Annotated in this window: 28 protein-coding genes and 1 pseudogene; 17 read left to right on the plus strand and 12 right to left on the minus strand. The window is 72.3% G+C overall.

The annotated features are described in order from the left end of the window. Both ACTJK8_RS17545 and ACTJK8_RS17550 read left to right on the plus strand, forming a co-directional pair. Nucleotides 1-131 (plus strand): annotated as a pseudogene (locus tag ACTJK8_RS17545) (porin family protein); the annotation flags it as partial. 180 nt (nucleotides 132-311) lie between these two features. Further along, on the plus strand, nucleotides 312-1073 hold the full coding sequence (locus ACTJK8_RS17550) for a DUF2076 domain-containing protein (RefSeq protein ID WP_012322299.1): 762 nt from the start codon (nucleotides 312-314) through the stop codon (nucleotides 1071-1073). 99 nt (nucleotides 1074-1172) lie between these two features. Here the strand turns inward: ACTJK8_RS17550 and ACTJK8_RS17555 are convergent, their stop codons facing one another. Continuing rightward, nucleotides 1173-1982 carry a L,D-transpeptidase gene (locus tag ACTJK8_RS17555; protein ID WP_266284496.1) on the minus strand — a complete coding sequence of 270 codons (810 nt, stop codon included), beginning with the start codon at nucleotides 1980-1982 and terminating at the stop codon, nucleotides 1173-1175. A 277-nt stretch (nucleotides 1983-2259) separates the two neighbouring features. Here ACTJK8_RS17555 and ACTJK8_RS17560 point away from each other — a divergent pair, with 277 nt between their 5' ends. The 5 genes from ACTJK8_RS17560 (at nucleotide 2260) to ACTJK8_RS17580 (ending at nucleotide 6542) form a co-directional block, all read left to right on the plus strand. Beyond that, nucleotides 2260-2976, plus strand: a complete 717-nt coding sequence (locus ACTJK8_RS17560; protein WP_012322297.1) for a protein phosphatase CheZ — start codon at nucleotides 2260-2262, stop codon at nucleotides 2974-2976. Between the two features lie 74 nt (nucleotides 2977-3050). Beyond that, nucleotides 3051-5117 carry an excinuclease ABC subunit UvrC gene (gene uvrC / locus ACTJK8_RS17565; RefSeq protein WP_440762295.1) on the plus strand — a complete coding sequence of 689 codons (2067 nt, stop codon included), beginning with the start codon at nucleotides 3051-3053 and terminating at the stop codon, nucleotides 5115-5117. Nucleotides 5118-5190: 73 nt separating this feature from the next. Next, a complete protein-coding gene (pgsA, locus tag ACTJK8_RS17570) occupies nucleotides 5191-5790 on the plus strand; it encodes a CDP-diacylglycerol--glycerol-3-phosphate 3-phosphatidyltransferase (protein WP_012322295.1) in 600 nt (199 codons plus the stop codon). 54 nt (nucleotides 5791-5844) lie between these two features. After that, nucleotides 5845-6096, plus strand: a complete 252-nt coding sequence (gene moaD, locus ACTJK8_RS17575) for a molybdopterin converting factor subunit 1 (protein WP_012322294.1) — start codon at nucleotides 5845-5847, stop codon at nucleotides 6094-6096. Nucleotides 6097-6311: 215 nt separating this feature from the next. After that, nucleotides 6312-6542: a hypothetical protein gene (locus ACTJK8_RS17580; RefSeq protein ID WP_012322293.1), complete on the plus strand. Its 231-nt coding sequence runs from the start codon at nucleotides 6312-6314 to the stop codon at nucleotides 6540-6542. Nucleotides 6543-6614: 72 nt separating this feature from the next. Here ACTJK8_RS17580 and ACTJK8_RS17585 read toward each other — a convergent pair whose 3' ends face one another. Then, nucleotides 6615-7391: an SDR family NAD(P)-dependent oxidoreductase gene (locus ACTJK8_RS17585; protein ID WP_012322292.1), complete on the minus strand. Its 777-nt coding sequence runs from the start codon at nucleotides 7389-7391 to the stop codon at nucleotides 6615-6617. Between the two features lie 150 nt (nucleotides 7392-7541). On the opposite strand from ACTJK8_RS17585, the gene ACTJK8_RS17590 reads away from it, so the two are divergent. Further along, nucleotides 7542-7955, plus strand: a complete 414-nt coding sequence (locus tag ACTJK8_RS17590) for a flagellar biosynthesis repressor FlbT (RefSeq protein WP_012322291.1) — start codon at nucleotides 7542-7544, stop codon at nucleotides 7953-7955. Nucleotides 7956-7970: 15 nt separating this feature from the next. Here ACTJK8_RS17590 and flaF read toward each other — a convergent pair whose 3' ends face one another. Continuing rightward, a complete protein-coding gene (gene flaF / locus ACTJK8_RS17595; RefSeq protein WP_012322290.1) occupies nucleotides 7971-8342 on the minus strand; it encodes a flagellar biosynthesis regulator FlaF in 372 nt (123 codons plus the stop codon). A 111-nt stretch (nucleotides 8343-8453) separates the two neighbouring features. Here flaF and ACTJK8_RS17600 point away from each other — a divergent pair, with 111 nt between their 5' ends. Continuing rightward, nucleotides 8454-8753: a hypothetical protein gene (locus ACTJK8_RS17600; RefSeq protein ID WP_440762296.1), complete on the plus strand. Its 300-nt coding sequence runs from the start codon at nucleotides 8454-8456 to the stop codon at nucleotides 8751-8753. Here ACTJK8_RS17600 and ACTJK8_RS17605 read toward each other — a convergent pair whose 3' ends face one another. The 3 genes from ACTJK8_RS17605 to ACTJK8_RS17615 all read right to left on the minus strand — a co-directional run bounded on the left by ACTJK8_RS17605 (nucleotide 8754) and on the right by ACTJK8_RS17615 (nucleotide 9942). Further along, nucleotides 8754-8891 (minus strand): hypothetical protein, encoded by a 138-nt coding sequence (locus ACTJK8_RS17605; RefSeq protein WP_012322288.1) that lies wholly within the window; start codon nucleotides 8889-8891, stop codon nucleotides 8754-8756. An 88-nt stretch (nucleotides 8892-8979) separates the two neighbouring features. Beyond that, on the minus strand, nucleotides 8980-9303 hold the full coding sequence (locus tag ACTJK8_RS17610; RefSeq protein ID WP_024828113.1) for a hypothetical protein: 324 nt from the start codon (nucleotides 9301-9303) through the stop codon (nucleotides 8980-8982). Between the two features lie 129 nt (nucleotides 9304-9432). Beyond that, entirely contained in the window at nucleotides 9433-9942 is a 510-nt protein-coding gene (locus ACTJK8_RS17615) for a metallophosphoesterase (RefSeq protein ID WP_012322286.1), read from the minus strand. Between the two features lie 211 nt (nucleotides 9943-10153). Here ACTJK8_RS17615 and ACTJK8_RS17620 point away from each other — a divergent pair, with 211 nt between their 5' ends. The 6 genes from ACTJK8_RS17620 (at nucleotide 10154) to ACTJK8_RS17645 (ending at nucleotide 17789) form a co-directional block, all read left to right on the plus strand. Next, nucleotides 10154-10873, plus strand: a complete 720-nt coding sequence (locus ACTJK8_RS17620; protein ID WP_012322285.1) for a cytochrome c biogenesis CcdA family protein — start codon at nucleotides 10154-10156, stop codon at nucleotides 10871-10873. Nucleotides 10874-10913: 40 nt separating this feature from the next. Beyond that, nucleotides 10914-11960 (plus strand): selenide, water dikinase SelD, encoded by a 1047-nt coding sequence (selD, locus tag ACTJK8_RS17625; protein WP_012322284.1) that lies wholly within the window; start codon nucleotides 10914-10916, stop codon nucleotides 11958-11960. Between the two features lie 104 nt (nucleotides 11961-12064). Beyond that, nucleotides 12065-14053: a glycosyltransferase gene (locus tag ACTJK8_RS17630; RefSeq protein WP_440762297.1), complete on the plus strand. Its 1989-nt coding sequence runs from the start codon at nucleotides 12065-12067 to the stop codon at nucleotides 14051-14053. Further along, nucleotides 14050-15177, plus strand: coding sequence for a glycosyltransferase (locus ACTJK8_RS17635; protein WP_012322282.1), 1128 nt, complete (start codon nucleotides 14050-14052; stop codon nucleotides 15175-15177). Before ACTJK8_RS17630 ends, ACTJK8_RS17635 begins: the two co-directional genes overlap by 4 nt. A gap of 280 nt (nucleotides 15178-15457) precedes the next feature. Beyond that, on the plus strand, nucleotides 15458-16933 hold the full coding sequence (locus tag ACTJK8_RS17640) for a GumC family protein (RefSeq protein WP_012322281.1): 1476 nt from the start codon (nucleotides 15458-15460) through the stop codon (nucleotides 16931-16933). After that, nucleotides 16926-17789 carry a WecB/TagA/CpsF family glycosyltransferase gene (locus ACTJK8_RS17645; protein ID WP_012322280.1) on the plus strand — a complete coding sequence of 288 codons (864 nt, stop codon included), beginning with the start codon at nucleotides 16926-16928 and terminating at the stop codon, nucleotides 17787-17789. The genes ACTJK8_RS17640 and ACTJK8_RS17645 overlap by 8 nt, the downstream gene beginning before the upstream one ends. A gap of 2 nt (nucleotides 17790-17791) precedes the next feature. Here ACTJK8_RS17645 and ACTJK8_RS17650 read toward each other — a convergent pair whose 3' ends face one another. From ACTJK8_RS17650 to ACTJK8_RS17670, 5 genes are all read right to left on the minus strand, one after another. Further along, on the minus strand, nucleotides 17792-18367 hold the full coding sequence (locus ACTJK8_RS17650; RefSeq protein WP_012322279.1) for an NUDIX domain-containing protein: 576 nt from the start codon (nucleotides 18365-18367) through the stop codon (nucleotides 17792-17794). A gap of 38 nt (nucleotides 18368-18405) precedes the next feature. Continuing rightward, the gene (locus tag ACTJK8_RS17655) at nucleotides 18406-18675 is read right to left on the minus strand and encodes a sulfurtransferase TusA family protein (RefSeq protein WP_012322278.1); all 270 of its coding nucleotides are present in this window, start codon (nucleotides 18673-18675) and stop codon (nucleotides 18406-18408) included. 79 nt (nucleotides 18676-18754) lie between these two features. Next, nucleotides 18755-19102: a hypothetical protein gene (locus ACTJK8_RS17660; protein WP_012322277.1), complete on the minus strand. Its 348-nt coding sequence runs from the start codon at nucleotides 19100-19102 to the stop codon at nucleotides 18755-18757. 98 nt (nucleotides 19103-19200) lie between these two features. Continuing rightward, a complete protein-coding gene (locus tag ACTJK8_RS17665; RefSeq protein WP_012322276.1) occupies nucleotides 19201-20568 on the minus strand; it encodes a glutamate--cysteine ligase in 1368 nt (455 codons plus the stop codon). A 293-nt stretch (nucleotides 20569-20861) separates the two neighbouring features. Beyond that, a complete protein-coding gene (locus ACTJK8_RS17670; protein WP_024828116.1) occupies nucleotides 20862-21614 on the minus strand; it encodes a 16S rRNA (uracil(1498)-N(3))-methyltransferase in 753 nt (250 codons plus the stop codon). 220 nt (nucleotides 21615-21834) lie between these two features. On the opposite strand from ACTJK8_RS17670, the gene ACTJK8_RS17675 reads away from it, so the two are divergent. After that, complete coding sequence (locus tag ACTJK8_RS17675) at nucleotides 21835-22314, plus strand: hypothetical protein (protein WP_012322274.1); 480 nt, start codon at nucleotides 21835-21837, stop codon at nucleotides 22312-22314. 87 nt (nucleotides 22315-22401) lie between these two features. After that, nucleotides 22402-23349: a 4-hydroxybenzoate octaprenyltransferase gene (ubiA, locus tag ACTJK8_RS17680; RefSeq protein ID WP_012322273.1), complete on the plus strand. Its 948-nt coding sequence runs from the start codon at nucleotides 22402-22404 to the stop codon at nucleotides 23347-23349. Nucleotides 23350-23364: 15 nt separating this feature from the next. Here ubiA and ACTJK8_RS17685 read toward each other — a convergent pair whose 3' ends face one another. Continuing rightward, entirely contained in the window at nucleotides 23365-23820 is a 456-nt protein-coding gene (locus ACTJK8_RS17685; protein WP_029360358.1) for a DUF6101 family protein, read from the minus strand. Between the last annotated feature and the right edge of the window lie 209 nt (nucleotides 23821-24029).

Below are 24029 nucleotides of genomic sequence, written 5' to 3' on the forward strand. Positions count from 1 at the left end.
CCCGCAACCAGGGCGCGTTCGTCATCAACGCCGCCAACAACTTCCCGGTCGTCTACAGCGGCGTCGGTCGCCGCGACGACCAGTTCGCCGTCGTCCGCGCCGGCCTGAACTACAAGTTCGGCACGTTCTAGGATCGCGNCGCCCCACCGTCGACATGCGGGAAGCCCGGCCGGCAGGTCGGGCTTCTCGCTTTTCGGGGTCGGCGGATGAAGTTTTTGCAATCCCCCTGACAAAGCGTCGCCGCGCACCCATGTCCTAGCTGCCATGCGGCGCGTTCGGGCCCGCGGGTGAGATTCGAGGAGGACGACTCCATGAACAGCGAAGAACGCGACGTCATTTCGGGAATCTTCCAGCGGCTGGAGCAGGCGCAGACCCAGCCCCGCGACGCGGAGGCGGAGCGCTTCATCGCCGACAAGCTCCGCGCGCAGCCCTACGCACCCTACGCGATGGCGCAGCTGATCTACGTGCAGGAAGAGGCGATCAAGAGCCTGAACCAGCAGCTGGAGCAGGCCCGCAGCCAGGCGGCCTCGGCCCAGCCCTCCGGGGGCGGCGGCTTCCTGTCGAGCATCTTCGGCGGCGGCAGCCAGCAGCGCCAGGAGCCGCAGCCTGGCTACGGGCAGCCGCGTCCGGGTGGCCAGCCCTGGGGCAACCAGGGCGGCGCGCCGCAGGGTTACCCGCAGCAGGGCTACCCGCAGCAGGGCGGCTACCCGCAGCAGCAGGGCGGCCCGTGGGGCGGCCAGCCCCAGGCCCCGGCGCGCGGCGGCGGCTTCATGGCGACGGCGCTGCCCATGGCGGCCGGCGCGGCGGGCGGCATGCTCCTCGGCAGCGCCCTGTCGAACGCCTTCGCGGGCGGCCATTCGAGCCTCGGCAGCGCCGCGGCGGCCGGCCTCGGCGGCGGTGGGGGCGAGACCATCGTCAACAACTACTACGGCGACGGCGGCAACCAGGATCTCGGCTCGGCCCTCGACAACAGCGGCAGCGACCTGGGCGGGTTCCAGGACGCCGGCTACAGCGATCCGGGCGGTGATTTCGGCGGCGACCTCGGCGGCGGCGACGACAGCGACTGGACCTGATCGGCGCTGACATCGAGCGGAAGGCCCGGTCGCGTCAGGCGCGGCCGGGCCTTCTCCGTATCGGCGGGTTCGATCCGCGACGGCGCGCGCGTCGGGCGCTCAGAGCACCTCGACCCGGGTTCCGACCGGCACGCGGTCGTAGAGGTCGACGACGTCGTCGTTCATCATCCGGATGCACCCCGACGAGACCGACTGCCCGATCGTGTTGGGCTCGTTCGTCCCGTGGATGCGGTAGAGCGACGAGCCGAGGTAGAGGGCGCGGGCGCCCAGCGGGTTCTCCGGGCCGCCGGCCATGTGGCGCGGCAGATCGGGACGACGGGCGAGCATCTCGGCCGGCGGCGTCCAGTCCGGCCACTCCGCCTTGCGGCTGACCGTCTTGAGACCGCTCCAGGCGAAGCCGGGGCGGCCGACGCCGATCCCGTAGCGCAGCGCGCGCTGCCCCGCCTGCACGAGGTAGAGATGCTTGCCGGCGGTGTCGATCACGATCGTGCCGGGCTTCTGCCGCCCCGCGAAGGCGACTTCCTGGCGCTGATACTCAGGCGGGACTGCGCGGCCGATCCGCCCCGGATCCGCCTGGGGCGCACCGTAGGCGGCCGCGGGCGGCGCGCCGTAGGGCTGCGGGGCACTGTAGGACTGGCCGTACGCCTGCCCGTACGCCTGCCCGTAAGCTTGGGCAGGCTCCGGCTCAACCGGCACCAGCTCGCCGGAATAGGCGGCGACCCGCTGCTGCGGCGCGGCGCGCTGCGGCCAGCCGCGCCCGGCGCCGCCGGCGCTGCCGGTGACGAGATACTCGATGAGGCCGCCGCCGTAGCCGCCCTCGGCGTAGCGCGCCTGCTGCGCCCGGGCGGGGCCGCACAGCACGAACGCGGCCGCAGCCACCCCCATTCCCAGACGGACTGAACGCCGCATCGCCGCATGCTCCCGAGCCGGAGCCCACGCTCCCGGCCCGCGAACGATCCCGTCACATTTTACCGAATCGGGTGAACAAACGTGGTGAATCGTCTCCGCAGCCCGGCCTCTCCCCGGCCCGTCGCCGCCAGCGTGAATCGGCGGTTAAGCTTGGCGGCACCGCCCGGCCTCACCCCGGAGCGGGCAGAGCCCGCCGGAAGAAGCTCGGCAGTCACAGTCCGCTAACCGTTATGGTAGACAGTCTCGGCGACGGAACCCGAACGCTCACGCCCGGACGATGACCCAGAAGCGCTATCGCATCGAAGACAGTCTCGGGCTTCCCGCGGCTCCCCCTCCCGGGCCGGGGGCGTCCGCCTCGAGCGAGCGCCTGGAGGAGATCTTCAACGCCATCCAGGACTTGCGCCGCGTCACGCAGATGAGCGCGAGCGAGACCATCGAGTCGTGCCGGCGCGAGCTGCACGAGGCGCTGGCGATGCGCACCGAACTCGACGTGATGAAGGAGGCGATCACCCGCACCAAGTCGGAGCTGGCGACGCTTCACCGGACCGAGAATACCGGCAAGGGCATGCGCCGGGCGGCCGACGAGCTCGACGCGGTGGTCGACTCCACGGAGCGCGCCACCACGCAGCTCCTCGGCGCGGTCGAGGAGATCGAGAGCCACGCCGGCATGCTCAACGCCGCGACGCTGCCGCCCGGCATGAAGCCGCACGTCGACGTGATCCTCGAGCGCGTGATCACCGCCTACGAGGCCTGCAACTTCCAGGACCTGACCGGCCAGCGGATCACCAAGATCGTCGGCGTGATGAAGTTCATCGAGGAGCATCTCGACCGGCTGATCGCCACGTGGTCGGAGCTCGACAGCTTCAAGGAACTCATCACCGTCATGCCGGTGCCGACCTCCCTGGACGACGAGAGCTCGCTCCTCAACGGGCCGAAGCTCGACCACGACGTCGGTCACGTGGATCAGAGCGACATCGACTCGCTGTTCGACTGATTGATCGGATTGGGCGCGCGATTTTTGTCGCCGCCCCCGTCCCCCTGGCGGTCCGGAGCGCTTAGATCTGCGGTATGAGCCGCAGAGCCCTCCCAGACCTGCCCCCCGACACATTCGACGACGGCCGCGACGCCGAGCGGGACGAGGCCGTCGACGAGCCGGAAGCCGAACTCCCCGACACGGAGACGCCGGAGATCGACTTCGATTTCGAGCCGGGCGCCGTCCAGGCCGGCACGGAGGTGATCCGCCGGTTCTGGTCGACCCTGCCGTCGTCGCCCGGCGTCTACCGGATGTTCGACCATCGCGGCGACGTCCTCTATGTCGGCAAGGCCAAGAACCTGAAAGCGCGGGTCGGCTCGTACGCGCGGGGCCAGGCGCACTCGAACCGCATCGCCCGGATGATCTCGCAGACGGCGGCGATGGAGTTCGTCACCACCGCGACCGAGACCGAGGCGCTCCTCCTCGAGGCCAACCTCATCAAGCAGCTGAAGCCCCGCTTCAACGTGCTGATGCGGGACGACAAGTCGTTCCCCTACATCCTGGTCACCGACGACGGCCCCGCCCCGCAGATCGTCAAGCACCGGGGGGCCCGGCGCCGGAAGGGCAACTATTACGGCCCCTTCGCCAGCGTCTGGGCGGTGAACCGGACGGTGAACGCGCTGCAGCGCGCCTTCCTGCTGCGCACCTGCACCGACAGCTACTACGAGAACCGCACCCGGCCCTGCCTGCTCTACCAGATCAAGCGCTGCTCCGGCCCTTGCACGAACGAGATCGGGCCCGAGGACTACGCCGCGATGGCGGATTCCGCGCGGGCGTTCCTCGCGGGCAAGTCGAACGCCGTGAAGGACCGGATGCGCGCCGAGATGCAGGCGGCGTCCGAGGCGATGGAGTTCGAGCGTGCCGCCCGGTTCCGCGACCGCATCGCAGCCCTGTCGGCGATCCAGGGGGTGCAGGGGGTCAACACCCAGGGTGTGGAAGAGGCGGATGTGTTCGCCCTCGACGAGCAGGCCGGCCAGTTCTGCATCGAGGTGTTCTTCTTCCGGAACTTCCAGAACTGGGGCAACCGCGCCTATTTCCCGAAGGCCGACCGGACCATGACGCCCGACGAGGTGCTGGGCTCGTTCATCGGCCAGTTCTACGACGACAAGCCCGCGCCCCGGACGGTGCTGACGAGCCACGCGATCGAGGACGCGGAGCTGGTGGCGGCGGCCCTGTCGAGCCGGGTGGAGTACCGCGTCGAGATCCACCGGCCGAGCCGCGGCGAGCGGAAGAACCTCGTCGACTACGCCCAGCGCAACGCCAAGGAGGCGCTGGCCCGGCGCCTCGCCGACACGGCCTCGCAGGGCAAGCTGCTCGCGGCGCTCGGCCAGGCCTTCGGGCTCGACGGCGCACCCCGCCGGATCGAGGTCTACGACAACTCGCACATCATGGGCACGAACGCGGTCGGCGGCATGATCGTCGCCGGCCCGACGGGCTTCATGAAGGCGCATTACCGCACGTTCAACATCAAGTCCGAGGATCTCACGCCCGGCGACGATTACGGCATGATGCGCGAGGTGCTGCAGCGGCGCTTCAAGCGGCTCGCGAAAGAGGCGCCGCGCACCGAGCGCGAGGCGGCCGCGTCCGCGGGCGAGGGCGACGTGCCGGAGCCGGTGCCCGCGCCGGCGGAGGAGAGCGATGCGTTCCCGGCCTGGCCGGATCTCGTGCTGATCGACGGCGGCAAGGGCCAGCTCGAGGCCGCGCGGGCGGCGCTGGAGGAGGTCGGCGTGGCGGGCGTTCCCCTGGTCGGCGTCGCCAAGGGCCGCGACCGCGATGCCGGCCGCGAGACGTTTTTCGTGCCCGGCCGCCCCCCCTTCAAGCTTCCGCCGCGCGACCCGACGCTCTACTTCGTGCAGCGGCTCCGCGACGAGGCGCACCGCTTCGCCATCGGCAGCCATCGGGCCAAGCGGAAGCGAGAGATGGTGAAGAATCCCTTGGACGAGATCGCCGGCATCGGCCCGAGCCGCAAGCGCGCGCTCCTGCACCATTTCGGGACCGTGAAGGCGATCCAGCGCGCCGCCTTCGAGGATCTGGCCAGGACCCCGGGCGTGAACGCCGCCACAGCGCGGGCGGTCTACGACTTCTTCCATGCCGGCGCCTGAGAACCCGGCCGCGATGGCCGAGGCAGACTCAGAGGCGTTGACGCCCGGGCCCCGCTCTGATTTCACCCCTGCGATGAACGCCGTCCTTCCCCGACGACGGTCGCCGGCCTGGACGCTCGCGAATTGCCTGACCTACGGGCGCCTCGTTGCCGTGCCGGTGATGGTCGCGCTGCTGTTCTGGCCCGAATCCCACACGGCGCGGTGGACGGCGCTGGGGGTGTTCGTCGCGGCCGCGATCACCGACTATCTCGACGGCTACGTCGCCCGCACCTACCACCAGAGCTCGGCGCTCGGCCGGATGCTCGATCCGATCGCCGACAAGCTCCTCGTCTCGGCCTGCCTGCTGATGCTGGCGGCGGACCACACCATCGTCGGCTCGAACATCTGGGCGGCGATCGTGATCCTGTGCCGCGAGGTGCTGGTCTCCGGCCTGCGCGAGTATCTGGCGGAGCTGAAGGTCGGCGTGCCGGTCAGTCGGATCGCCAAGTGGAAGACCACCGTGCAGCTCCTGGCGCTCGGCTTCCTGGTGGCCGGCCCGGCGGGCGAGACGGTGCTCCCGGGAACCGAGGCGATCGGCCTGACGCTCCTGTGGCTCGCCGCCGCGCTCACGCTGTGGACCGGCTGGGACTACATGCGGGCCGGGATCAAGCACGTCATCGACGATCCGCGCTGACGGATCCGCCTCCGGGACGCGCGGTCCCTGCCCTGTCTCCGGTACGGTGATGCGATGAAGCTCGTCTATTTCGCCTGGGTCCGCGAGCGGATCGGCCGCTCCGAGGAGGAGCTGGCGCCGCCGCCGGAGGTCGCCACCGTCGCCGATCTGGTCGGGTGGCTCCGGGGCCGCGGCGAGGAGTACGCCTACGCCTTCGAGGATCCGGGCGTCGTCCGCGCCGCGATCGACCGGGCCCATGTCAAGCCGGACGCGCCGATCGCGGGTGCCCGCGAGATCGCCTTCTTCCCGCCGATGACGGGCGGCTGAGAACCGGCCGCGCCGCGCACGTAGTCCGCCGGGGTTGCAACGGGTCGGCTTCCGCGGACATTGGCGCCGTCGCTCCGGCTGCCCGTCAGCCGAACGGCGCGCGGGCCGAGCCGAGTTTTTTACGGGTTCGGCCCGCCTCGGGACGCCACAATCCGCGGAACGCCCAAGCTGGCATTGCCGTTACCCGCTACCGAAATCGGTTTTGGAGTTTCAGCATGCGCATGACCTTGCTCGCGACCGCCGCCCTGTTGAGCCTCGGCGCCGCCGCGCAGGCCCAGACCACCGTCATCGAGCGCGACCGACCGGCCGTCGTCGTCGATCGCCCGGCGAGCGAGTCGAAGTCCGTGACCGTCCATGACCACGGCGACGGCTGCGTCACCAAGACGGTGCGCAAGGAGAACGACATGGGCGATACGAAGACCGTGAAGAAAGAGAGCTGCGACTGAGGCACGCGAGCGGGTCGGGCCGGAGCGCGGTCCCGCGCGCCCAGCCCGGCCAGGCCCCTGCGCGTCTTCGGTTCAGCGCCAGCCCGCGTCGATGAAGTACGGGTGGCCGGTGCACATGCGTGCGTCGTCCGAGGCCAGGAACAGGACCAGCGCGGCGACGTCGGCCGGCTGGATCCGCCCGTCCAGGCATTGCGCGGCGACGATCTCCGCCTCGCCCTCCGGCGTGTACCATCGCTCCTGGCGGGGCGTCTGAACGTTGCCGGGCACGACCGTCGCCACCCGGATGTTGTCGCGACCGAGGTCGCGGGCCAGGGCGCGTGTCATCCCCTCGATCGCCGCCTTGGCGGTCTGGTAGAGCGGCATCTCCCTGAGCCCGAGATGCCAGCTGATCGATCCGAAGTTGAGGATCACGCCGCCGCCGGCGCGCTGCATGGCCGGGACCGCCGCCTGGGCGGCGAAGAACAGGTGGCGCAGGTTCACCGCCATCCGGTCGTCCCAGTAGGCGGGCGTCACGTCCGCGAGGGCGTGGCGGTCGTCGTTGCCGGCATTGTTGATCAGGACGTCGAGCCCGCCCAGGGCCGCGTCGGCCTCGGCGACCAGCGCGCGGACCGCGTCGACATCGGTCAGGTCGCAGCGCCGGTAGAGCGGGGCGTGCGCGGCGCCGGGCCCGAGACGGGCCACCACGGCGCGGGCCGCATCGTCCGCGATATCGCAGAACAGGACGCGGGCCCCCTGCCCGACGAAGGCCTCGACCAGCCCCGCGCCGATGCCCGAGGCGCCGCCGGTCACGAGGACGCGCTTGCCGGCGAGGCTCGGATACCGCGCGCGCTGATCCGGCTGCGCCGCCATCGGACCTCCTCGAGGTTTTAAGGTAGACCGGAACTTGTCTGAGTTTACCACGGTGGCCGGCCGCCGCAACGGTGGCGGGGCCGCCTGAGATTCGCGAAACGTTAACGGTTCGCGAATGACATCGTCGGGTCTTCTAGAAAGGAACACCCGATGCCCCTGCGTCTGGAACTCAAGCCGTTCGAGCGGCTGATCATCAACGGCGCGCTGCTGCGCAACGGCGACCGCCGCTCGACCTTCCTGATCGAGACGCAGTGCAAGTTCCTGCGCGAGAGCGAGATCATCACGGAGAGCGAGGCCGACACGGCCTGCAAGCGTCTCCACCTGACGCTGACGGTCATCTACCTCGCCGACGACCCCACACAGAGCATCGACCTGTTCTTCCGGCAAGCCACCGACCTGCTCGGGCTGGCGCCGGCCGCGGCCGGGCAGATCGCCGCGATCGCGCAGGCCGTCGAGGCCGGCGAGTATTACCGATCGCTCAAGCTGAGCCGCAAGCTCGTCGAGTGGGAGGCCGCCGGCTCGGCATCGCAGGCCGTCGTGCCGGACCAGGCGGCCGCTCCCTGATGGGAGAGCCCGGCCTCAGCCGGGATTGCCCTGAAGACCGGCGGCGATGTGATTGTTGATCGACACCAGCGTGGCGATCTTCTCGGGCGTCGGCGCGATCATGGTGTCGATGCAGCTCTGGAGCACGAACACGCCCAGGCGGCCGACGCCCTGCTTCACGTCGGCGGGGAGCGGGTTCACGTCGGACGTCGCCTCGGAGGTCAGCAGCGTCCAGACCCGCTGGTTGAACGTCAGGGCCTCGTTGATGCGTCCGGCATCGCCGCTGGCGAGCCCCTGACTGGCGCCGATGAGCTTCTGTGCGGCCTTCAGCAGCACGGCGGATTCGGCCTCGCGGGGCGACAGCGCGCTGTGGGAAGTCTTGGCGTAGGCGTTGGCGGCGTAGTTCATCGGCGGTCCAGCCCCGTCGTCGGGCCTGCCACTGAGGCAAGCTAGCGCGTAGCTGTCGCAGACCAGGAGTTAAAAGCGCGTGAGCACCGCGTCCGCCATGATCCCGCCGGGTTGGTTATCGACGACGCTCTGCGGCCGAAAGAAACCGGCCCCCGGATCCCGACCCCGATGTTGAATTTCGTTCTCGGAACTGTTGCCGGCGGCCTGATTGCCTGCGTGCTGACCATCGCGGCGGCGCGGCAGCCCGAAGTTCAGTCCCGACTCGGTCTGATACCGGCGGCGCCCGCGACGCTGGCGGCCGTCACGAAGCCGGTCGAGCACGATTGCGGACGACGGACGGAGCCGGCCCCGAAGATCGGCTCCCAGGAGATGCTGTTCAACCGCCAGAGGTTTTGGTCGGTCGCGCCGTAATCAGAACGTGCCGATCAGCATCAGCAGCATCGTCGTGGCGACGGTGGTGCTGACGAAGCCGCAGAGGGCGGCCGCGAAGGACGGACCGGTGCGGGTGACGGCGGGCTCGATGTCGTTCGGGAGCGTGGCGGGGGTCATCGGCGCAGAACCTTCTCGGCGACCAGCGTCGCGCGTGTCGCGGTGATGCTTCAGGAACGGGACGTCCGAGGTGCGATCGCGCACCCGGTCAGTCGCAGCGGTTGATTTTCTTGGCGATCCGCAGACCCCGCAGCTCGCTGCGGAGATCGATGGCCACGACGCCCTCGCCGCATCGCTCGAACGCGTCGCGGGCATCGTCGTAGCGGTCGCCCACCTCGTCGAGCGTGTCGCAGACGCGGTCGTGGTCGCCCAGGCGGGCTTCCTGACGCGCCTGGAAGCGCAGGGCGTTCGCCTCGTCGACCTTGCGCTGAGCTTCGATGCAGGACGGCAGGGCCGACGCGGCGGAAGTCAGGGCGAGGCCTGCCAGAAGGCTGGCGAGGCAGCGGGTCAGAGTGACCGACTTGGCACTCACGGGAACACTCACACACGGTTTGTGATGGCAGATCCGCGGGCGGGCCTGCCGGGTTTCTCGGAGCGGCTCAGATCCACTCCCTCTCTGTCCGCTGAAACAGTGAAGCTGACGTGAAAGTTCCGCGCCGAATCACGCCTTCCGGCGCAGGCGGGAGGTCAGGATTACCGAGAGTTGCACGGGGGCCGCACCCATCGGATCGACGCCGACATCGTACTGCTTCGGCATCGGCTTGAGCTTGCCGTGGCTGTGGCCGTGGAGGTTGAGAGCCCCCCGGCTCATGCCGTTCCAGGTGCGGAACGCGTAGTGGCAGAGCACCACCATCCGCCCCTCGACGGCGAGTTCCGCGTAGTGCCGCACCGACGCCCAGCCGGGCGCCGTCAGCGTGTCCGGCCCGTCGTTGTTGCCGACGATCAGGTGCTTCTCGCCGTTCAGTCCGGCGAGGATCGCGCGGATCCGGTCGCCGCTCGGTCCGAGGGCGAAATCGCCGAGGTGCCAGACCGTGTCGTCGGGCGAGACCGTCGCGTTCCAGGCCGCGATCAGCCCGGCATCGTGGGCCTCGAGATCCGGATAGGGCCGGTGATCGAAGCGCAGCGCCCGCGGGTCGCCGAAATGGGTGTCGCCCGTGAAGAAGATGGTCACCGCTCAGCTCCGCCATGCCTCTGCGTCTTGCTTCAGCGCCTCGCCCCGGCGCCTTGCCTCGTCGCCCTGCCCGGCAGCGCCGCCGGATTGCCGCCGAAATCGGCCTGCGGCCGCCTTGTTCCCGCGGACCCGCGTCCGCCTGGCGCGTTGACGGCCCGCGCGGCAGGGTCGAAGCCTCCCCCGGCGAGGCGCCAGCGGGAGGGCACGGGGCATGCTGGGAACGGTGGGATTCGCGTTCCTGGCCGGCCTGCTCTCGGTGCTCTCGCCCTGCGTGCTGCCGCTGATCCCCATCGTGCTCGGGACGGCGGCAGCCGAGCATCGCCTCGGTCCGGTCGCGCTGGCAGCCGGCCTCGCCGTCGCCTTCACCGCCATCGGGCTGTTCGTCGCGACGATCGGCTTCACCGTCGGGCTGGACGGCGACGTGTTCCGGCGCGCCGGCGCGGTGCTCCTGGTGCTCCTGGGCGCGGTGCTGATGCTGCCGCGACTCCAGGCCCGGGTCGCGACGGCGGCCAGCCCGATCGGCGCCTGGGCGGAGGACCGCTTCGGCGGCGCCGGCTCCGGGGGTGTGTCCGGCCAGTTCGCCGTGGGGCTGCTGCTCGGCGCGGCCTGGAGTCCCTGCGTGGGCCCGACCCTGGGCGCGGCCTCGCTGATGGCGGCGCGGGGCGAGCATCTCGGGGGTGTCGCCCTGACCATGCTGGCCTTCGGGATCGGCGCCGCGGCCCCGCTGATGCTCCTCGGATTCGTCTCCCGCGAGGCGCTGCTGCGCTGGCGCGGCGGCCTCGCCGCGGCCGGCCGGGCCGCGAAGGCCGCGCTCGGCGCCGTGATGGTCGTGCTCGGCCTGCTGGTGCTGACGGGCCTCGACAAGCGGGTCGAGGCCGCGGCCGTCGCGGCCTCGCCGGACTGGCTCAACGCGCTGACAACGCGCTACTGACCCGGCGAGGCCCCCGGGTTATCCGGAACGGAGTTCAGCCATGAGCGATGCCCCCCGCCTGACCAGTCTCGCCCACGGAGGCGGATGCGGCTGCAAGCTCGACCCGGCCACCCTGCGCCAGCTCCTCGCCCAGCAGCCGGCGGCGGGCCCGTTCGAGCGGCTCCTCGTCGGCAACGAGACCGCGGACGACGCGGCGGTGTGGGAGCTGGAGGACGGCACCTGCCTCATCGCCACCACGGACTTCTTCACCCCGATGGTGGACGACCCCGTCGATTTCGGCCGGATCGCCGCGACGAACGCCATCTCGGACGTCTACGCCATGGGCGGCCGGCCGCTCTTCGCGCTGGCGATCCTCGGGATGCCGCTGGGCAAGATCGACCCGGAGGTGGTCGCGCGGATCCTGCGCGGCGGCGCGGAGCAATGCGCCGAGGCCGGCATCCCGGTCGCGGGCGGCCACTCGATCGACGCGCCGGAGCCGATCTACGGTCTCGCGGTGATCGGAACCTGCCGCCGCGAGGCGGTGCGGCGCAACGCCGACGCGGTGGCCGGCGACGCCGTCCTGCTCACCAAGGCTCTCGGGGTCGGGGTCTACTCGGCGGCGATCAAGCGGGCGACCCTCGACGAGGCCGGCTACCGCGACTTCATCGCGACCACGACGCTGCTCAACCGGATCGGAACCGACCTCGCCGCCGATCCCGCCGTGCACGCCCTCACCGACGTCACCGGCTTCGGCATCCTCGGGCACGGCCTGGAGATCGCCCGCGGCGCCGGCCTCACGCTCGCCCTCGAGGCCGACGCCCTCCCGCTGCTGCCGCAGGCGGAGGCGCTGGCGCGCGCCGGCGCCGTCACCGGCGCCTCGCACCGCAACTGGGCGGCGTTCGGCGAGGCGGTGGACCTGCCCGCCGACCTCCCCGAGTGGCGCCGCCACCTCCTGACCGACCCGCAGACCTCGGGCGGCCTGCTGGTGACCTGCTCGGCCGACCGCGCCGACGCGATCCTGGCGCGCGTCCGGGCGGCCGGTTACCCGGCGGCCGCCCGGATCGGCCGGATCGAGCCCGGCCCGGCACGGATCCGCGTGGCGGCCTGAGGCGCCGCCCAATCCGAGAGGCAATCTTCAACCTTCCCGTCCAATCTGCCGCCCCGCACGAGACCCGAGCCGCCGCCAGAGCCGCCTTGACCGACGCCGCAGACATGTCACCGCCCGCCCACGGCGTCGTCGGCTGGCCGCTCGGGCGCCGCGCCCACGCGCCGTCCCGCCCCGGGTCGCTGCCCGACGGGCGTCCGTGGCCGCGGATCCGCGTCGTGACGGTGGCCCGCGCGGATGCCGCCCTGGCCGGGACCGTGGCGTCGGTTCTGCGCCAGGGCTACCCGGAGGTGCGGCACGACGTGCTGGACCCGACGGCCGGCCGCGCGGCCGCGGCGCGGGTTTTGGCGGATCCCGACCCGGAGCTTCTGTTCTGGCTCCGCGCCGGCGACCTGCTCGCGCCGGGCGCGCTGACCGCCCTGGCGCTGGAGGCCGCGCTCACCGGCGCCGACGCGGTGGCGGGGCTGCGCGTCCTGTTCGACGCCGCCGTCCGCGGCCTCGACGGCCCTGGGGTCGCGGAGGACGCGCAAGGTCCGGTGCCGGCGGCAGACGGCATTCTCTGGCGGCGGGGCGCCCTCGCGGCCGGCGCGCTCCTCGATGCCGACGGCGTGCTCGACGCCGCCTCCGCCTGGTCGGCGATTTCCGAGAACCGGCGCAGTCTGATCGGCCGCCCGGTGCTGCTCCGCAGGCTCGACGCGCCGCTGCCCCCGCCCGCCGCCGGCCTGTCGATCGTGTCGCTGACCGGCACCGGCACCCGGGGGGGCGCGGGCGTGGCCCAGCGCCGCCTGGCCGAGGCGCTGACGCTCGCGGGCCATAGGGTCGCGGAGGTGACGCTGAGCGGGCGCCCCGAGGCCGCCGAATGGAGCGACGAGTTCCCGCGGGCGGAGGCCGCGGTCGCGGCGGCCGCCCCCGATCTCGTCCTCGCCGGCAACCTGCACGGCGCCACCCGCAGCCTCGACGTTGTCGGCCGCCTCGCGCGGCGGGTGCCTGTCGGCCTCGTGCTGCACGACCTCTTCCCCCTGACCGGCCGGTGTGCCCACCCCCGCGACTGCGGGCGCGCCGCGTCCGGCTGCGACGCCGCCTGCCCCGGCCCGGACGAGTACCCGGAGCTGGCGCCCGGCCGGATCGCCGGGATGCACGGCCGCAAGCGCGCAGTGCTCGCCGGCGCCTCGCCCGGGTCACCGACCGAGTCCTCCGCGCCCTGGCTGCTGGCCAATTCCGACTGGACGCTGGCGCGGGCCCGCGAACTGGCACCGCCCGGCAGCGTGGTCGAGCCCGTCCGGCTGGCCTTCCCGACCGCCGTGTTCCGGCCGGGCGATCGCGCCGCGCTGCGCCGCACGCTCGGCCTGCCGCCCGACGAGGTCCTGATCCTCGTTTCGTCGGTCATCGTCGACGGGCCCGACAAGGGCTTCGCCGACCTCCGGGCCGCGCTTCAGGCCGTCGCGGGGCCCGGCGTCGGCGTGGTGGCGATCGGCCGGCTCGACGACCCGGCCCGGCTCGGCGTCGCGAACCTGTTCGCGCCCGGCCTCATCGCCGACGAGGCGGTCCTGGCCGCGTGGTACGGAGCCTGCGACCTCCACGTCACCGCCAGCCGCCACGAGACCCTCGGGCAGACGCCCATCGAGGCCGGGCTGTGCGGGGTGCCGACGCTCGCCTACCGCACCTCCGGCCTGACCTCCGCGGTGATCGACGGCGTGTCGGGCCGCCTCGTGCCGGTGCGGCCCGGCGCCCTCGCGGAGGCGCTGGCCGCGCTGGTCGGCGACCGCGAGGCCCGCACACGGCTCGGCGCCTTCGCGCGCATCGCCCTGGAGAGCCGCTACAGCCCGGCCGCGTCGGCGCTGTCGCTGGACGCCGTCTTCCGGCGTCGGGGTCTGCCGAGCGCCGCGACAGGCCCGCGCTTCGCCCCCGAGATGCTCGGACACTTCCCGTTCGCGGCGGCCCTGCGGCCGGGCGCGGCCGGCACCGTTCCGACGGTCTCGCGCCCGCTCGTGCGCCGGCTGCGGCGGGCCAAGCAGATGGTCTTCGGGCGGCGGATGCCGCTCCTCGTGCGCCGGTGCCTCTACCTCGCCGGCGCGCTGCGCCGGAGCACGCCGTGACGGCAAGCGGCGCAGATGCGGGCGGCGCGCGGGCGGCGCCGGGGCGGCGGCGGATCTACCTCGATCAGACCCATCTGCGCGACCACGTGACGGGGATCGAGCGGGTCACCCTCGACCTGTTCGCTCCCGACCGGCTCGCCCCGCACGCGGTGCGGCCGGTGACCGCGGGCTCCCTGCCCGGCATGATCGCCGCGCAGCAGCTCGGACTGCCGGCGCGGGCGCTGACGGATCGGGACGCCCTGTTCCTGTTCCCGGGCTTCCCGCCCGGGCCGCTCTGCGCCGTCGCGGCGTCGCGCTGCCTGCTCTACGTCCACGACACCTTCCTGCTCACGCGGAAGGAGGATCTGAGCCTGCGCAGCCGGCTCTACATGAGCCCGAGCTTCGCCCTGGCCCTGCGCTGGTGCCCGAACCTGTTCGTCAACAGCCGCACCACCGGGGCGGACGTGCGCGCGCTCTGTGCCAGGCGCGCCCGCGTCGCGCTTCTGCGGCCGCCCGTCCGCGACGCCTTCGGCCTGGAGGACCTGCCCGGACCGGCGGCCTACGCGCCGGGCCGGACGCTGCGGATCCTGGCCATCGGCACCATCGAGCCGCGCAAGAACTATCCGGCGACCCTCGCGCTGACGGCGGCGCTGATCCGCGCCGGCATCCCGGCGGAACTCCATCTCGTCGGCCGGGTCGGCTGGGGGCGGCACGCCTTCCTGGAGGCACCGCCGCCGTTCCTGCACCGCCACGGATACCTCACCGACGCCGAACTGCGCGCCCTCGCGGGCTCGTGCCACCTGCTGCTCTCCACCTCCAAGGCGGAGGGGCTCGGCCTGCCGCTGCTGGAGGTGCAGCACGGCGGCCTGCCGGTGGTGGCGCCGGACGACCCGGTCTTCCGCGAGGTGCTGGGCGGGTCGGCCCTGCTGATCCGGCCGGAGCAGCCCGACGCGGCCGCGTGCGCCCTCGCCGGGTGGATCCGCGACGGCGCCCTGGCCCGCGCCGCCGGGATGAGTCGGGCCAACGTCGCGCGCTGGAACGCGGCCGCGGCCGAGGACGGGGCGCGCTTCCAGCGCTTCCTGGCCGGCGATCCCGCGGCCTACGATGCGCTGGAGTCAATTGTCGCACACGAGGGCGATGGCTGACGCGGCTTACGTAGTCCCCAACAAATCGGGAACTTTTCACGCCGGGTTGTCGTGACAGTTAGGACTGCATCAGTAAGCGATATCTGCCAGCTTCCTGCAGCAGATGCCGCATCGGAGCGACACTACTGGCCCGGTATGTCGATTGCTGGGCTCCCGGAGAAGGCAGCGCCTCGGACGCGCACCTGTTCCAGACCGGCACGGAGCTGGTCAGAAAGGGAACGGGCGAAGAGGCTGGTGACGGGCGGCGGTCTCCGCCGAGGCAGGTCAGGGAGCGGGGCGTATGTTCGACTTCTCGACACGGATGAGCGGCGAGCAGCCCGTCCGGATGGTGCTGCCGCAGGTCGCGCCGCCGACCGATAGCCGCGTGATCCTGCGGCGCCTGTGGCGCGGCAGCGGCTTCATCGTGCTGGGCGGCCTGTTCATGGTCGCGGTGGCGGTGGCGCTCCTCGGCCTGATCCCGCCGCGCTACACGTCGAGCATCCAGGTCCTGGTCGATCCGAGCGACCTGCGCGTCGTCGAGAACGACGTGAACGCGCGCCAGCCCCAGGCCGACAGCGGCGTGTCGATTGCCGAGAGCCAGGTGCGGGTGATCCAGTCGGACAGCGTCCTGCGCCGGGTGATCGCCAAGCTCCACCTCGACCAGGACGACGAGTTCGTCCTGCCGGACGGCAACAACCCGACGCTGACCTGGATCAAGGGCGCGCTGGGCATGCTGCCCCCGCCGGCGAGTCGCGACCCGGTCATCACCGCCCTCGACACGCTGCAGAACCGCCTCACCGTCCGGCGGGCCGAGCGGACCTTCGTGATCGACGTCTCGGTGCAGTCCCGCGATCCCGAGAAGGCCGCCCGCATCGCCAACGCCGTCGGCGACGCCTACTTCGCCGAGGAGGCCGCGGCCCGGACCGAGACCGCGCGGCGCGCCTCCGACGCCCTGGCGGGGCGGCTCAACAGCCTCAAGCGCGACGTCGAGCAGGCCGAGAGCGCCGTGGTGCGCTACCGCGAGGACCACAAGCTCGTGGCCGCCAGCGGCCGCCTGCTCACCGACCAGCAGCTCGGCGACCTGAACCAGCAGCTCGTCACCGCCTCGATCAAGACCGCCGAGGCCAAGTCGCGCCTCGAGCAGGCGCGCCGGATGCGCTCGTCGGATCCCAGCACCGCCCTGCCGGAGATGCTGCAGAGCCTGGAGATGCAGGCCCTGCGGCAGCAATACGCGACGCTGTCCCGCAACACCGCGGAGCTCGCCACCCGCCTCGGCGAGCGCCACCCGGCCATGGCCGAGCAGTACGCCCAGCAGCGCGACCTCCAGCGCCTGATCCAGCGCGAGAAGGAGCGGATCATCGAGACGACCCAGAAGGATTACGACCGCGCCGCCGCGAGCGAGGCGGCGATCCGGGCCAATCTCGACCGGGTGAAGAACGAGACCGCGTCCAGCGACCGGGCCTATGTCGGCCTGCGCGAGCTGGAGCGGACCCTCGACGCCCGCCGCGGCATCTACGAGGCCTACCTGAAGCGCGCCCGCGAGGCGAGCGAGCAGGAGCGGCTCAACACCACCAACGTCCGGATCATCTCGGCCGCGGTGCCGGCGCGCCAGCGGACCTTCCCGCCCTCGCCCAAGATCGTCCTGCCGGTGGCGCTGGTCCTCGGCCTGCTGCTCGGCGGCGGCATCGCCCTGCTGCTGGGCGCCGACAGCGACCGGCGCCGCAGCCTGCGCGCCGCTACCCGGCCGGCCGCGAGCTTCCGGGCCGCCGATGCGTGACAGCGGTGAGATCAGCCTCTACCTGGGCGCTATGGATCCGGTCCTCAGAGAGGCACACACGGTGAGCGCCCCGGCCTCCGCGGCGTCCGGGTCGCCGCAGACAGGCGCGACCGTCGAACTCTTCGGGCACCGGTTTCACACCGGTCCGGCCGCGGCCCTCGTGGCCGCCGTCGCGGCCCGGCGAGACGGCCGGCCGCGCATGATCGTCACGGCGAACGTCGATCACATCGTCCAGCTCAGCGAGAACGCGCCGTTCCGCGAGGCCTACGCCCGCGCCGCGGCCAGGACCCTCGACGGGATGCCGCTGGTCTGGCTGGCCCGGAAGGCGTGCGGCCGGCCCGTGCACCGGATCACCGGCCACGATCTTCTGGGCTGCGTCCTGGCCGATCCGCCGGCCTTCGCGCAGCGGGTCTTCTTCGTCTCGGCCCGCCAGGATGCGGCGGACGCGCTGGCGACCCGGCTGCAGGCGGCGGGGCTTCCGGCCGGCGCCGTGGCGAGCGCCGTGCCGCCCTTCGGCTTCGAGCACGACGCGGCCTACAGCCGCGCCCTGGCCGAGCGGATCCGCGCCCACGGGACGACGCTGCTGGTGATGGGGGTCGGGGCGCCCAAATCCGAGATCTGGGTGGATCGTCACGGGCAGACGCTCGGCGAGCCGGTGGTCTTCTGCGTCGGCGACGCCCTCAACGTCGCCGCCGGTTTCCTGCCGCGCGCGCCGCGGCTGATGCAGCGCCTCGGCCTCGAGTGGATCTACCGGTTCCTTCAGGCGCCGCGCAGGCTGTTCCGGCGCTACTTCATCAAATCCTGGCGCTTCATCGGCCTCGCCGCGCGGGACCAGCTCCGGCGGCGCCCCGGCTGACCTCAGCGCCGCTCCGCGAACAGGTCCGGCCGCCGCAATTGCAGCGCGAAGAGCAGCGTCAGCGACTTCATGTCGGTGATCGCCCCGCGGCGGCCCATGGCGGCCAGTTCCGGCAGCGGGATCTCGTGGACGGCGACGGCCTCGCCCTCCGCGGCGAGACCGCCGCCGGTGCCGGTCCGGTCGGCCTCGCCGTAGGCGGCGAGGAACAGATCCATGCGCTCCGTGGAGATCCCCGGCATCGACCAGGCGCTGGCGACGAAGTCGAGGGCGCTCAGGCGCAGGCCCGTCTCCTCCATCGCCTCGCGCCGCGCCTCGTCCTCGGACGCGCCCTCGTCGAGGAGCCCGGCCGGTACCTCGATGTGGCTCGGCGGCCCGCCCGAGTAGAGGACCGGCGCCCGGAACTGCGAGACGAGCGTGGCGACCCGACGGTCCGGATCGTAGGGGAGCACCGCGACCGCCCGGCCGTGATCCTCCATCTCCCGCGTGATGCGGCTTCCGTCCTCCTGCATCACCTCGGCGACGAGGTAGCGCGCCCAACCGTCATGTACGAGGCGCACGCCCCCGATCCGCGGTGCCATTCCGATCTCACCTCGCTCCTGGAAGCCCGACGGATCGTTCAGGAATGCGGCGGCCTTGCGGACACGGTGATGCGGAAGCGCAGGCGCACCGCGGGCGGCCCTCCGAGCCGCTCGGCGGCGTCGAGGCGGGCGCCCTCCTCGCGCACGAGGTTCGGGATGTCGAGGGCGGCCAGCGGGTCGGTGCAGGTCACCACCAGCGTCTGGCCGGCAGCGAGGCCGCGCAGCGCCTTGCGGGTGCGCAGAACCGGAAGCGGACATTTCAGGCCGCTCAGGTCGAGGTCGACGCAGTCCGGATCCTCGTCCCGCACACCGGAAGCTCCCGAACCGGCGCGGATGCCGGCCCCGGCGCGTCATAGGCACCGCCGCGCCCCGGCGCCAGCGGCGCCCTCACCACACGTGATAGCCGAAGGCGGGTCCGGAATAGCTGTCCGGCGCCGTCCAGACGTAGCGGGGGCCGTTGTAGCCGTACTCGAAGCCGCGGCTCGGGACGGGCGCGTAGGCGTAGCCGTAGCCGAACGGCGCGGGATAGCCGTACTCGCCGTAATAGCTGTACTCCGGCCGCCCCCGCGCGGCCACGGTGCCGGTGACGCGGCCACCGGCTCCGGTGTGCCAGCGACCCGGTGTCGGCGCCGGACCTGAGCCCTGGAACGGCGCTAGGTCGGCGGCCTGCCCCGTACCGGAGCTCGCCGGCACGGATGCCAGCCCGGCGAGGATGGCGGCGATGATGCGGGTCATGATGCGTCCTCTCCCCGAGCGCGGCGCCCTGTCGGAACGTTCCATTAGCACGTTCCAAGGCCGATTCGCGCGGGCCACGAGCGCCGCTCAGGCGGTCGCTAGAAGACGCACTCGGTGAAGGCCGGACGCACGCAGGCGCCCCAGCGTCCCTCGTAGTCGGCGAGGAGATCCTCGGCCCGGGTGCGCCCGGCCGCGACGATGGCCTCGAGCGGCTGCAGGTAGATCACCTCGTCCCGACCCTCGGCGTCGCGGCGGCCCCGCGCCCGGAGGCCCGCCCGGGCGATCGCCAGGGCCTCGGCGGCGACGGCCCCGAGCGTGGTGTTGGCCACCGGGGTCGCGAGCCCCAGGCGCGGCGCCGTGGCCCGCGCGGCCTCGCGGTTGGCGGGGCTCCACCCCTTCACGAGGTCGAGGGCCGCGTCCAGGGCCGACTCGTCGTAGAGGAGCCCCGCCCAGAAGGCCGCCTGGGCGGCGATCATGCCGGGATCGCCGACATCGGCGCCGCGCATCTCGAGGAAGCGCTTGAGCCGCACCTCCGGGAAGGCCGTGGAGGCGTGGTTGGCCCAGTCCGAGACCGTGGCGAACTCGCCGGGCAGTTGCGGGAGCTTGCCGGCCATCAGGTCGCGGAACGAGGCGCCCGACACGTCGTGGTAGGTGTCGCCCCGCTTGACGAAGTACATCGGCATGTCGAGCAGCCAGTCGACATAGGCCTCGTAACCGAAGCCCGCGTCGAAGGCGAAGGGCAGCATTCCGGTGCGGTGGGCATCCGTGTCGCGCCAGATCTCGGACCGGCGCGACAGGAAGCCGTTCGGCCGGCCGTCGGTGAAGGGCGAGTTGGCGAAGAGCGCGGTCGCGACCGGCTGCAGCGCCAGGGACGCGCGCATCTTGCGCACCATGTCGGCCTCGGAGGCGAAATCGAGATTCACCTGCACGGTGGCGGTGCGCAGCATCATGTCGAGGCCGAGGGACCCGACCTTGGGCATGTAGCCGGCCATGATCCGGTAGCGGCTCTTGGGCATGACCGGGGTCTCGTCGCGCCGCCATCGCGGGCTCATGCCCAGCGTCAGGAAGCCGATGCCGAGGGGATCGGCGACCCGCTTCGTGGCGGCGAGGTGCGTGGCGAGCTCCGCCGCCGTGGCGTGCACGTCGGGGAGCGCCGCGCCGGACAGCTCGAACTGGCCGCCGGGCTCGATCGAGATCGCGCCGCCCGCCTCCGCCGACAGGCCGATGATGTTGCCGAGATCGAGGATCGGCTCCCAGCCGGTCTCGCGGGCGAGCCCCTCCAGGAGCGCCCGGATGCCGCGGTCGCCCTCGTAGGGAACCGGCGTCCGGGTCTCGCGGTAGAACGGGATCTTCTCGTGCTCGGTGCCGATCGCGAAGCGCGCGCGCGGCTTCTCGCCCGCCGCGAACCATTCGATCAGTTCGGCGCGCGTGGTGAGCGGCGTGGTGTCGTTGCTGTCGCGCGCCATGCGCTGCCTGCCCGTGCGTCTGACCTGTGCCTGGGAACGGGCGCGCCGGACTGCTCCGGCGGATCCACCCGGTACGAACCCGCTCTCGCGAGCGGGATCCGGGCGGACACCCGCCCCCGACCCCGATGAGCACGCGGCGCAGGCGGCGTCCGATCCGGGACATAATCGAGCCGCCGTGAACCCACAACGCGGCGGTCTCCACCGGCGCGCCGCTTCACGTCCGATCCCGCGAAACAATCGCCCGGCGCGATCCTACCATGTGCGCGGGCACACATGGAAGGATCGGCCCGCCGTCAGCGCGCGTCGCCGAGCACCGCCTGCACCAGGGTCAGCACGGCGACGGCGGCGGTGTCGGCCCGCAGGATGCGCGGCCCGAGGGAGAGCGCCACGGTGTTCGGCCGAGCCCGGATCAGCGCCCGCTCCTCCTCCGAGAAGCCGCCCTCGGGGCCGACCAGCACGGCGAGCGGGGGCGGCGCCAGCGGGTCGCCGGCCGCCCGCAGGGCCGCGACGGGGTCGCGCACGGGCGCGTCCTCGTCGCAGAACACGAGGAGCCGCCCGGGCGCGAGGCCCGCGAGCGCGGCCGGGAGGCGCTCGGGCTCGGGACATTCGGGAATCGCCAGGATCCCGCACTGCTCGGCGGCCTCGACGGCGTTGGCTCGCAGCCGGTCGATGTTGACGCGGTCGCCCTGCGTGAACCGGGTGATGACCGGACGGATCGTCCCGGCCCCCATCTCCACCGCCTTCTGCGCGAGGTAGTCGAGCCGCGCGCTCTTCAGCGGGGCGAACAGGTAGTGCAGGTCGGCGCGCTCGGTCTGCGGGCGCGTCTGCGCGGCGACGTGGAGGTCGGCGCCCTTGCGCCCGGTCTGGACCAGGTGCGCGCGCCACTCGCCGTGGCGGCCGTTGAACACCAGGACCGGATCGTCCGGCCCGCGGCGCAGCACGTTGAGCAGGTAGTTGGCCTGGGCTCGGTCGAGGGGCAGAATCACCCCCGCGGCGAGATCGGCCGCGACGTGGAGGCGCGGAGCGGTGAAGTCGTAGGCCGGCATGGCGGCGTGGTCGCGCGGGTCGGCGGGCCTGTCAACGCGGGATGCGTTCCCGAAAGTGTTGCCGAATGGTTACGAGCCCCGGTTTTCCGCAGCCAGTCCACCGGCTCATGGCGCAGCCGGTTTGCCGCTCGATTGACGCCACAATCCTATGGCGAACCCAAGGGAACGGAAGAGAGCCGGCCGCTCGCGGAGTCGGCAGGGGCGTCGAGGGAGTCGCGGAATGGCGAAGGGGAGTCTGAAGCTGGGGGCGGCGGTGCTGGTCGGCACCGTCCTGTTCGGCACCGGCGCGTTCGCGCAGAGCGCGGCGCCGGAATGCGGCGCCATCCAGAAGACCCTGGCCGAGCGCAAGGCCCTGGTCGGCCGCGCCAACGCGGCGTCGCAGTCCAAGAAGAAGATGACCCCGCAGGAGGCCTGCGCCCTGTTCGGGAAGCTCCAGGCCAACGGCGCCGAGGGCATCAAGTGGATCGCCGCCAACAAGGAATGGTGCTCGATCCCCGATTCCTTCGCCGAGGGCTTCAAGGCCGACCACATGAAGGTCAGCGGCATCCGCACCAAGATCTGCAGCGTCGCCGCCCAGGCGACCAAGATGGAGGCGCAGGCCCGCGCCCAGGCTCAGGCCCAGGCCGGCGGCGGCGGCGGCGGGCTGCTCGGCGGTCCGGGCTTGACCGGAAGCTTCAAGCTGCCGCAGGGCGCTCTCTGAGATCGTCTGAGAGGATCACGGATCCGGCGCGGGTCCCCCTCTGCAGCGGCGGGGATTTCACGTGCGGGACGACCGGAGATCCGACCGATGAACGGCACGGTGTTTGACGACGGGCGGCCGGCCGATGCCGTCTCCGGGCACTGGGTCGACCGGCGGGCGCCCCGACCCTGGCGCCCGTACCTGCGCCTGGCCCGGATCGACAGGCCGATCGGCTGGTGGCTCCTCCTCCTCCCCTGCTGGTGGTCGGCCGCCCTGGCGGCGATCGCCGCGGACCAGGCCTTTCCCGATCCCTGGCACTGCCTCCTGTTCCTGATCGGCGCGGTCGCGATGCGCGGGGCGGGCTCGACCTACAACGACATCGCCGACCGCGACCTCGACGCGCAGGTCGAGCGCACGCGCCTGCGCCCCCTGCCCTCCGGGCAGGTGCGGCCGCGCCACGCGGCCCTGTTCCTGGTGATCCAGGCCCTGATCGGGCTCGCCGTCCTGCTGCAGTTCAACGCGGAGGCGGTGGTCATCGGCCTGTGCTCGCTGCTGCCGGTGGCGATCTACCCGTTCATGAAACGGGTCATGCCGATGCCGCAGGCCATCTTGGGCCTGGCCTTCGCCTGGGGCGCGCTGATGGGCTGGGCCGCGGTGTTCGCCCGCCTCGACCCGCCGGCGCTCCTGCTCTACGCGGGCGCCCTGTGCTGGGTGATCGGCTACGACACGATCTACGCGGTGCAGGATATCGAGGACGACGAGATCGCGGGGATCCGCTCCTCGGCCCGCCTGTTCGGCCGGCACGTGCGGCTCGCCGTCGGGCTGTGCTACGCGCTGGCGGCGCTGTTCGTAGTGCTGGCGGCGCGCGGGGCCGGAGCGGGGCCCGTCGGGTATCTGGGGATCGCCGCCTTCGCCGGGCATCTCGCCTGGCAGGTCCTGTCGCTGCGCGAGCGCGACGGGCGCGGTGCTCTGACGCTGTTCCGGTCGAACCGGGATGCGGGCCTGATCCTGTTCGTCGGCCTCACCGCCGACGCGCTGCTGCGCAACCTGGCCTAGGCGCGGGCGGCGCCCTCAGGTGCGGGCGATGATCTCGTTCTCGCCGCGGAAGATCTGCGGGCGCGCCGGCAGCCGGCCGGTCTTGCGGCGGGCCAGGAAGCGCGGGCGCCGGCGGCCGAGGCCGGCATGGCGGCGGCGGATGCGGACCTGACCGAGAATCAGCCGGCCGATCTGCTGGGAGACCGGGACGAGGAGGCCGTCCTCGCGGACGATCATCCGCACGAGTCCCGCCCGCGCCGCGATGTCGCGCCACACGGCGACGACGTCGTCCTCCTCGAAGCTGCCGAGGCGCTGCAGCACGTCCCCTTCGGCATCGACCAGGATCAGGCTGAACCGGTCGGCGCCCACGATCTCCGCGTCCTCGGCGGCGTAGGCGAGCGCGATCCCGGCGGCCCGGCGCGCCCCGGAGACGCGGCCGACGACCGGAAGCGGCGAAACGACGAAGCGGGGCGCGGTGTCGGCACCGTGCATCGGGTGTCCTGCGTGGCTTTTGTCCGTGGCCGGGGAAGTGTTCATCGGTCCGAGTCCCTGGAGCAAGTGGCGGCCGCTGTCGGGCCGTCCGTTATGCCAAGCAAAATCGCACCCGAACTCCTCCGCACCGCTTAAGAGCCGTCGTTAAGCGAATCTGGACAGCGCTGTCATTTGCGGAATGCTCAATGCTTCCTTGAATGCTCAACATT

The organism is Methylobacterium sp. 22177 (assembly GCF_052045615.1).
Taxonomy (GTDB): domain Bacteria; phylum Pseudomonadota; class Alphaproteobacteria; order Rhizobiales; family Beijerinckiaceae; genus Methylobacterium; species Methylobacterium radiotolerans.

Coding starts and splice junctions, on each gene's coding strand:
- ACTJK8_RS17550 (WP_012322299.1), top strand. CDS start 312: ATGAACAGCGAAGAACGCGACGTCATTTCGGGAATCTTCCAGCGGCTG.
- ACTJK8_RS17555 (WP_266284496.1), bottom strand. CDS start 1,982: ATGCGGCGTTCAGTCCGTCTGGGAATGGGGGTGGCTGCGGCCGCGTTC.
- ACTJK8_RS17560 (WP_012322297.1), top strand. CDS start 2,260: ATGACCCAGAAGCGCTATCGCATCGAAGACAGTCTCGGGCTTCCCGCG.
- uvrC (WP_440762295.1), top strand. CDS start 3,051: ATGAGCCGCAGAGCCCTCCCAGACCTGCCCCCCGACACATTCGACGAC.
- pgsA (WP_012322295.1), top strand. CDS start 5,191: ATGAACGCCGTCCTTCCCCGACGACGGTCGCCGGCCTGGACGCTCGCG.
- moaD (WP_012322294.1), top strand. CDS start 5,845: ATGAAGCTCGTCTATTTCGCCTGGGTCCGCGAGCGGATCGGCCGCTCC.
- ACTJK8_RS17580 (WP_012322293.1), top strand. CDS start 6,312: ATGCGCATGACCTTGCTCGCGACCGCCGCCCTGTTGAGCCTCGGCGCC.
- ACTJK8_RS17585 (WP_012322292.1), bottom strand. CDS start 7,391: ATGGCGGCGCAGCCGGATCAGCGCGCGCGGTATCCGAGCCTCGCCGGC.
- ACTJK8_RS17590 (WP_012322291.1), top strand. CDS start 7,542: ATGCCCCTGCGTCTGGAACTCAAGCCGTTCGAGCGGCTGATCATCAAC.
- flaF (WP_012322290.1), bottom strand. CDS start 8,342: ATGAACTACGCCGCCAACGCCTACGCCAAGACTTCCCACAGCGCGCTG.
- ACTJK8_RS17605 (WP_012322288.1), bottom strand. CDS start 8,891: ATGACCCCCGCCACGCTCCCGAACGACATCGAGCCCGCCGTCACCCGC.
- ACTJK8_RS17620 (WP_012322285.1), top strand. CDS start 10,154: ATGCTGGGAACGGTGGGATTCGCGTTCCTGGCCGGCCTGCTCTCGGTG.
- selD (WP_012322284.1), top strand. CDS start 10,914: ATGAGCGATGCCCCCCGCCTGACCAGTCTCGCCCACGGAGGCGGATGC.
- ACTJK8_RS17630 (WP_440762297.1), top strand. CDS start 12,065: ATGTCACCGCCCGCCCACGGCGTCGTCGGCTGGCCGCTCGGGCGCCGC.
- ACTJK8_RS17640 (WP_012322281.1), top strand. CDS start 15,458: ATGTTCGACTTCTCGACACGGATGAGCGGCGAGCAGCCCGTCCGGATG.
- ACTJK8_RS17645 (WP_012322280.1), top strand. CDS start 16,926: ATGCGTGACAGCGGTGAGATCAGCCTCTACCTGGGCGCTATGGATCCG.
- ACTJK8_RS17650 (WP_012322279.1), bottom strand. CDS start 18,367: ATGGCACCGCGGATCGGGGGCGTGCGCCTCGTACATGACGGTTGGGCG.
- ACTJK8_RS17660 (WP_012322277.1), bottom strand. CDS start 19,102: ATGACCCGCATCATCGCCGCCATCCTCGCCGGGCTGGCATCCGTGCCG.
- ACTJK8_RS17665 (WP_012322276.1), bottom strand. CDS start 20,568: ATGGCGCGCGACAGCAACGACACCACGCCGCTCACCACGCGCGCCGAA.
- ACTJK8_RS17670 (WP_024828116.1), bottom strand. CDS start 21,614: ATGCCGGCCTACGACTTCACCGCTCCGCGCCTCCACGTCGCGGCCGAT.
- ACTJK8_RS17675 (WP_012322274.1), top strand. CDS start 21,835: ATGGCGAAGGGGAGTCTGAAGCTGGGGGCGGCGGTGCTGGTCGGCACC.
- ubiA (WP_012322273.1), top strand. CDS start 22,402: ATGAACGGCACGGTGTTTGACGACGGGCGGCCGGCCGATGCCGTCTCC.
- ACTJK8_RS17685 (WP_029360358.1), bottom strand. CDS start 23,820: ATGCACGGTGCCGACACCGCGCCCCGCTTCGTCGTTTCGCCGCTTCCG.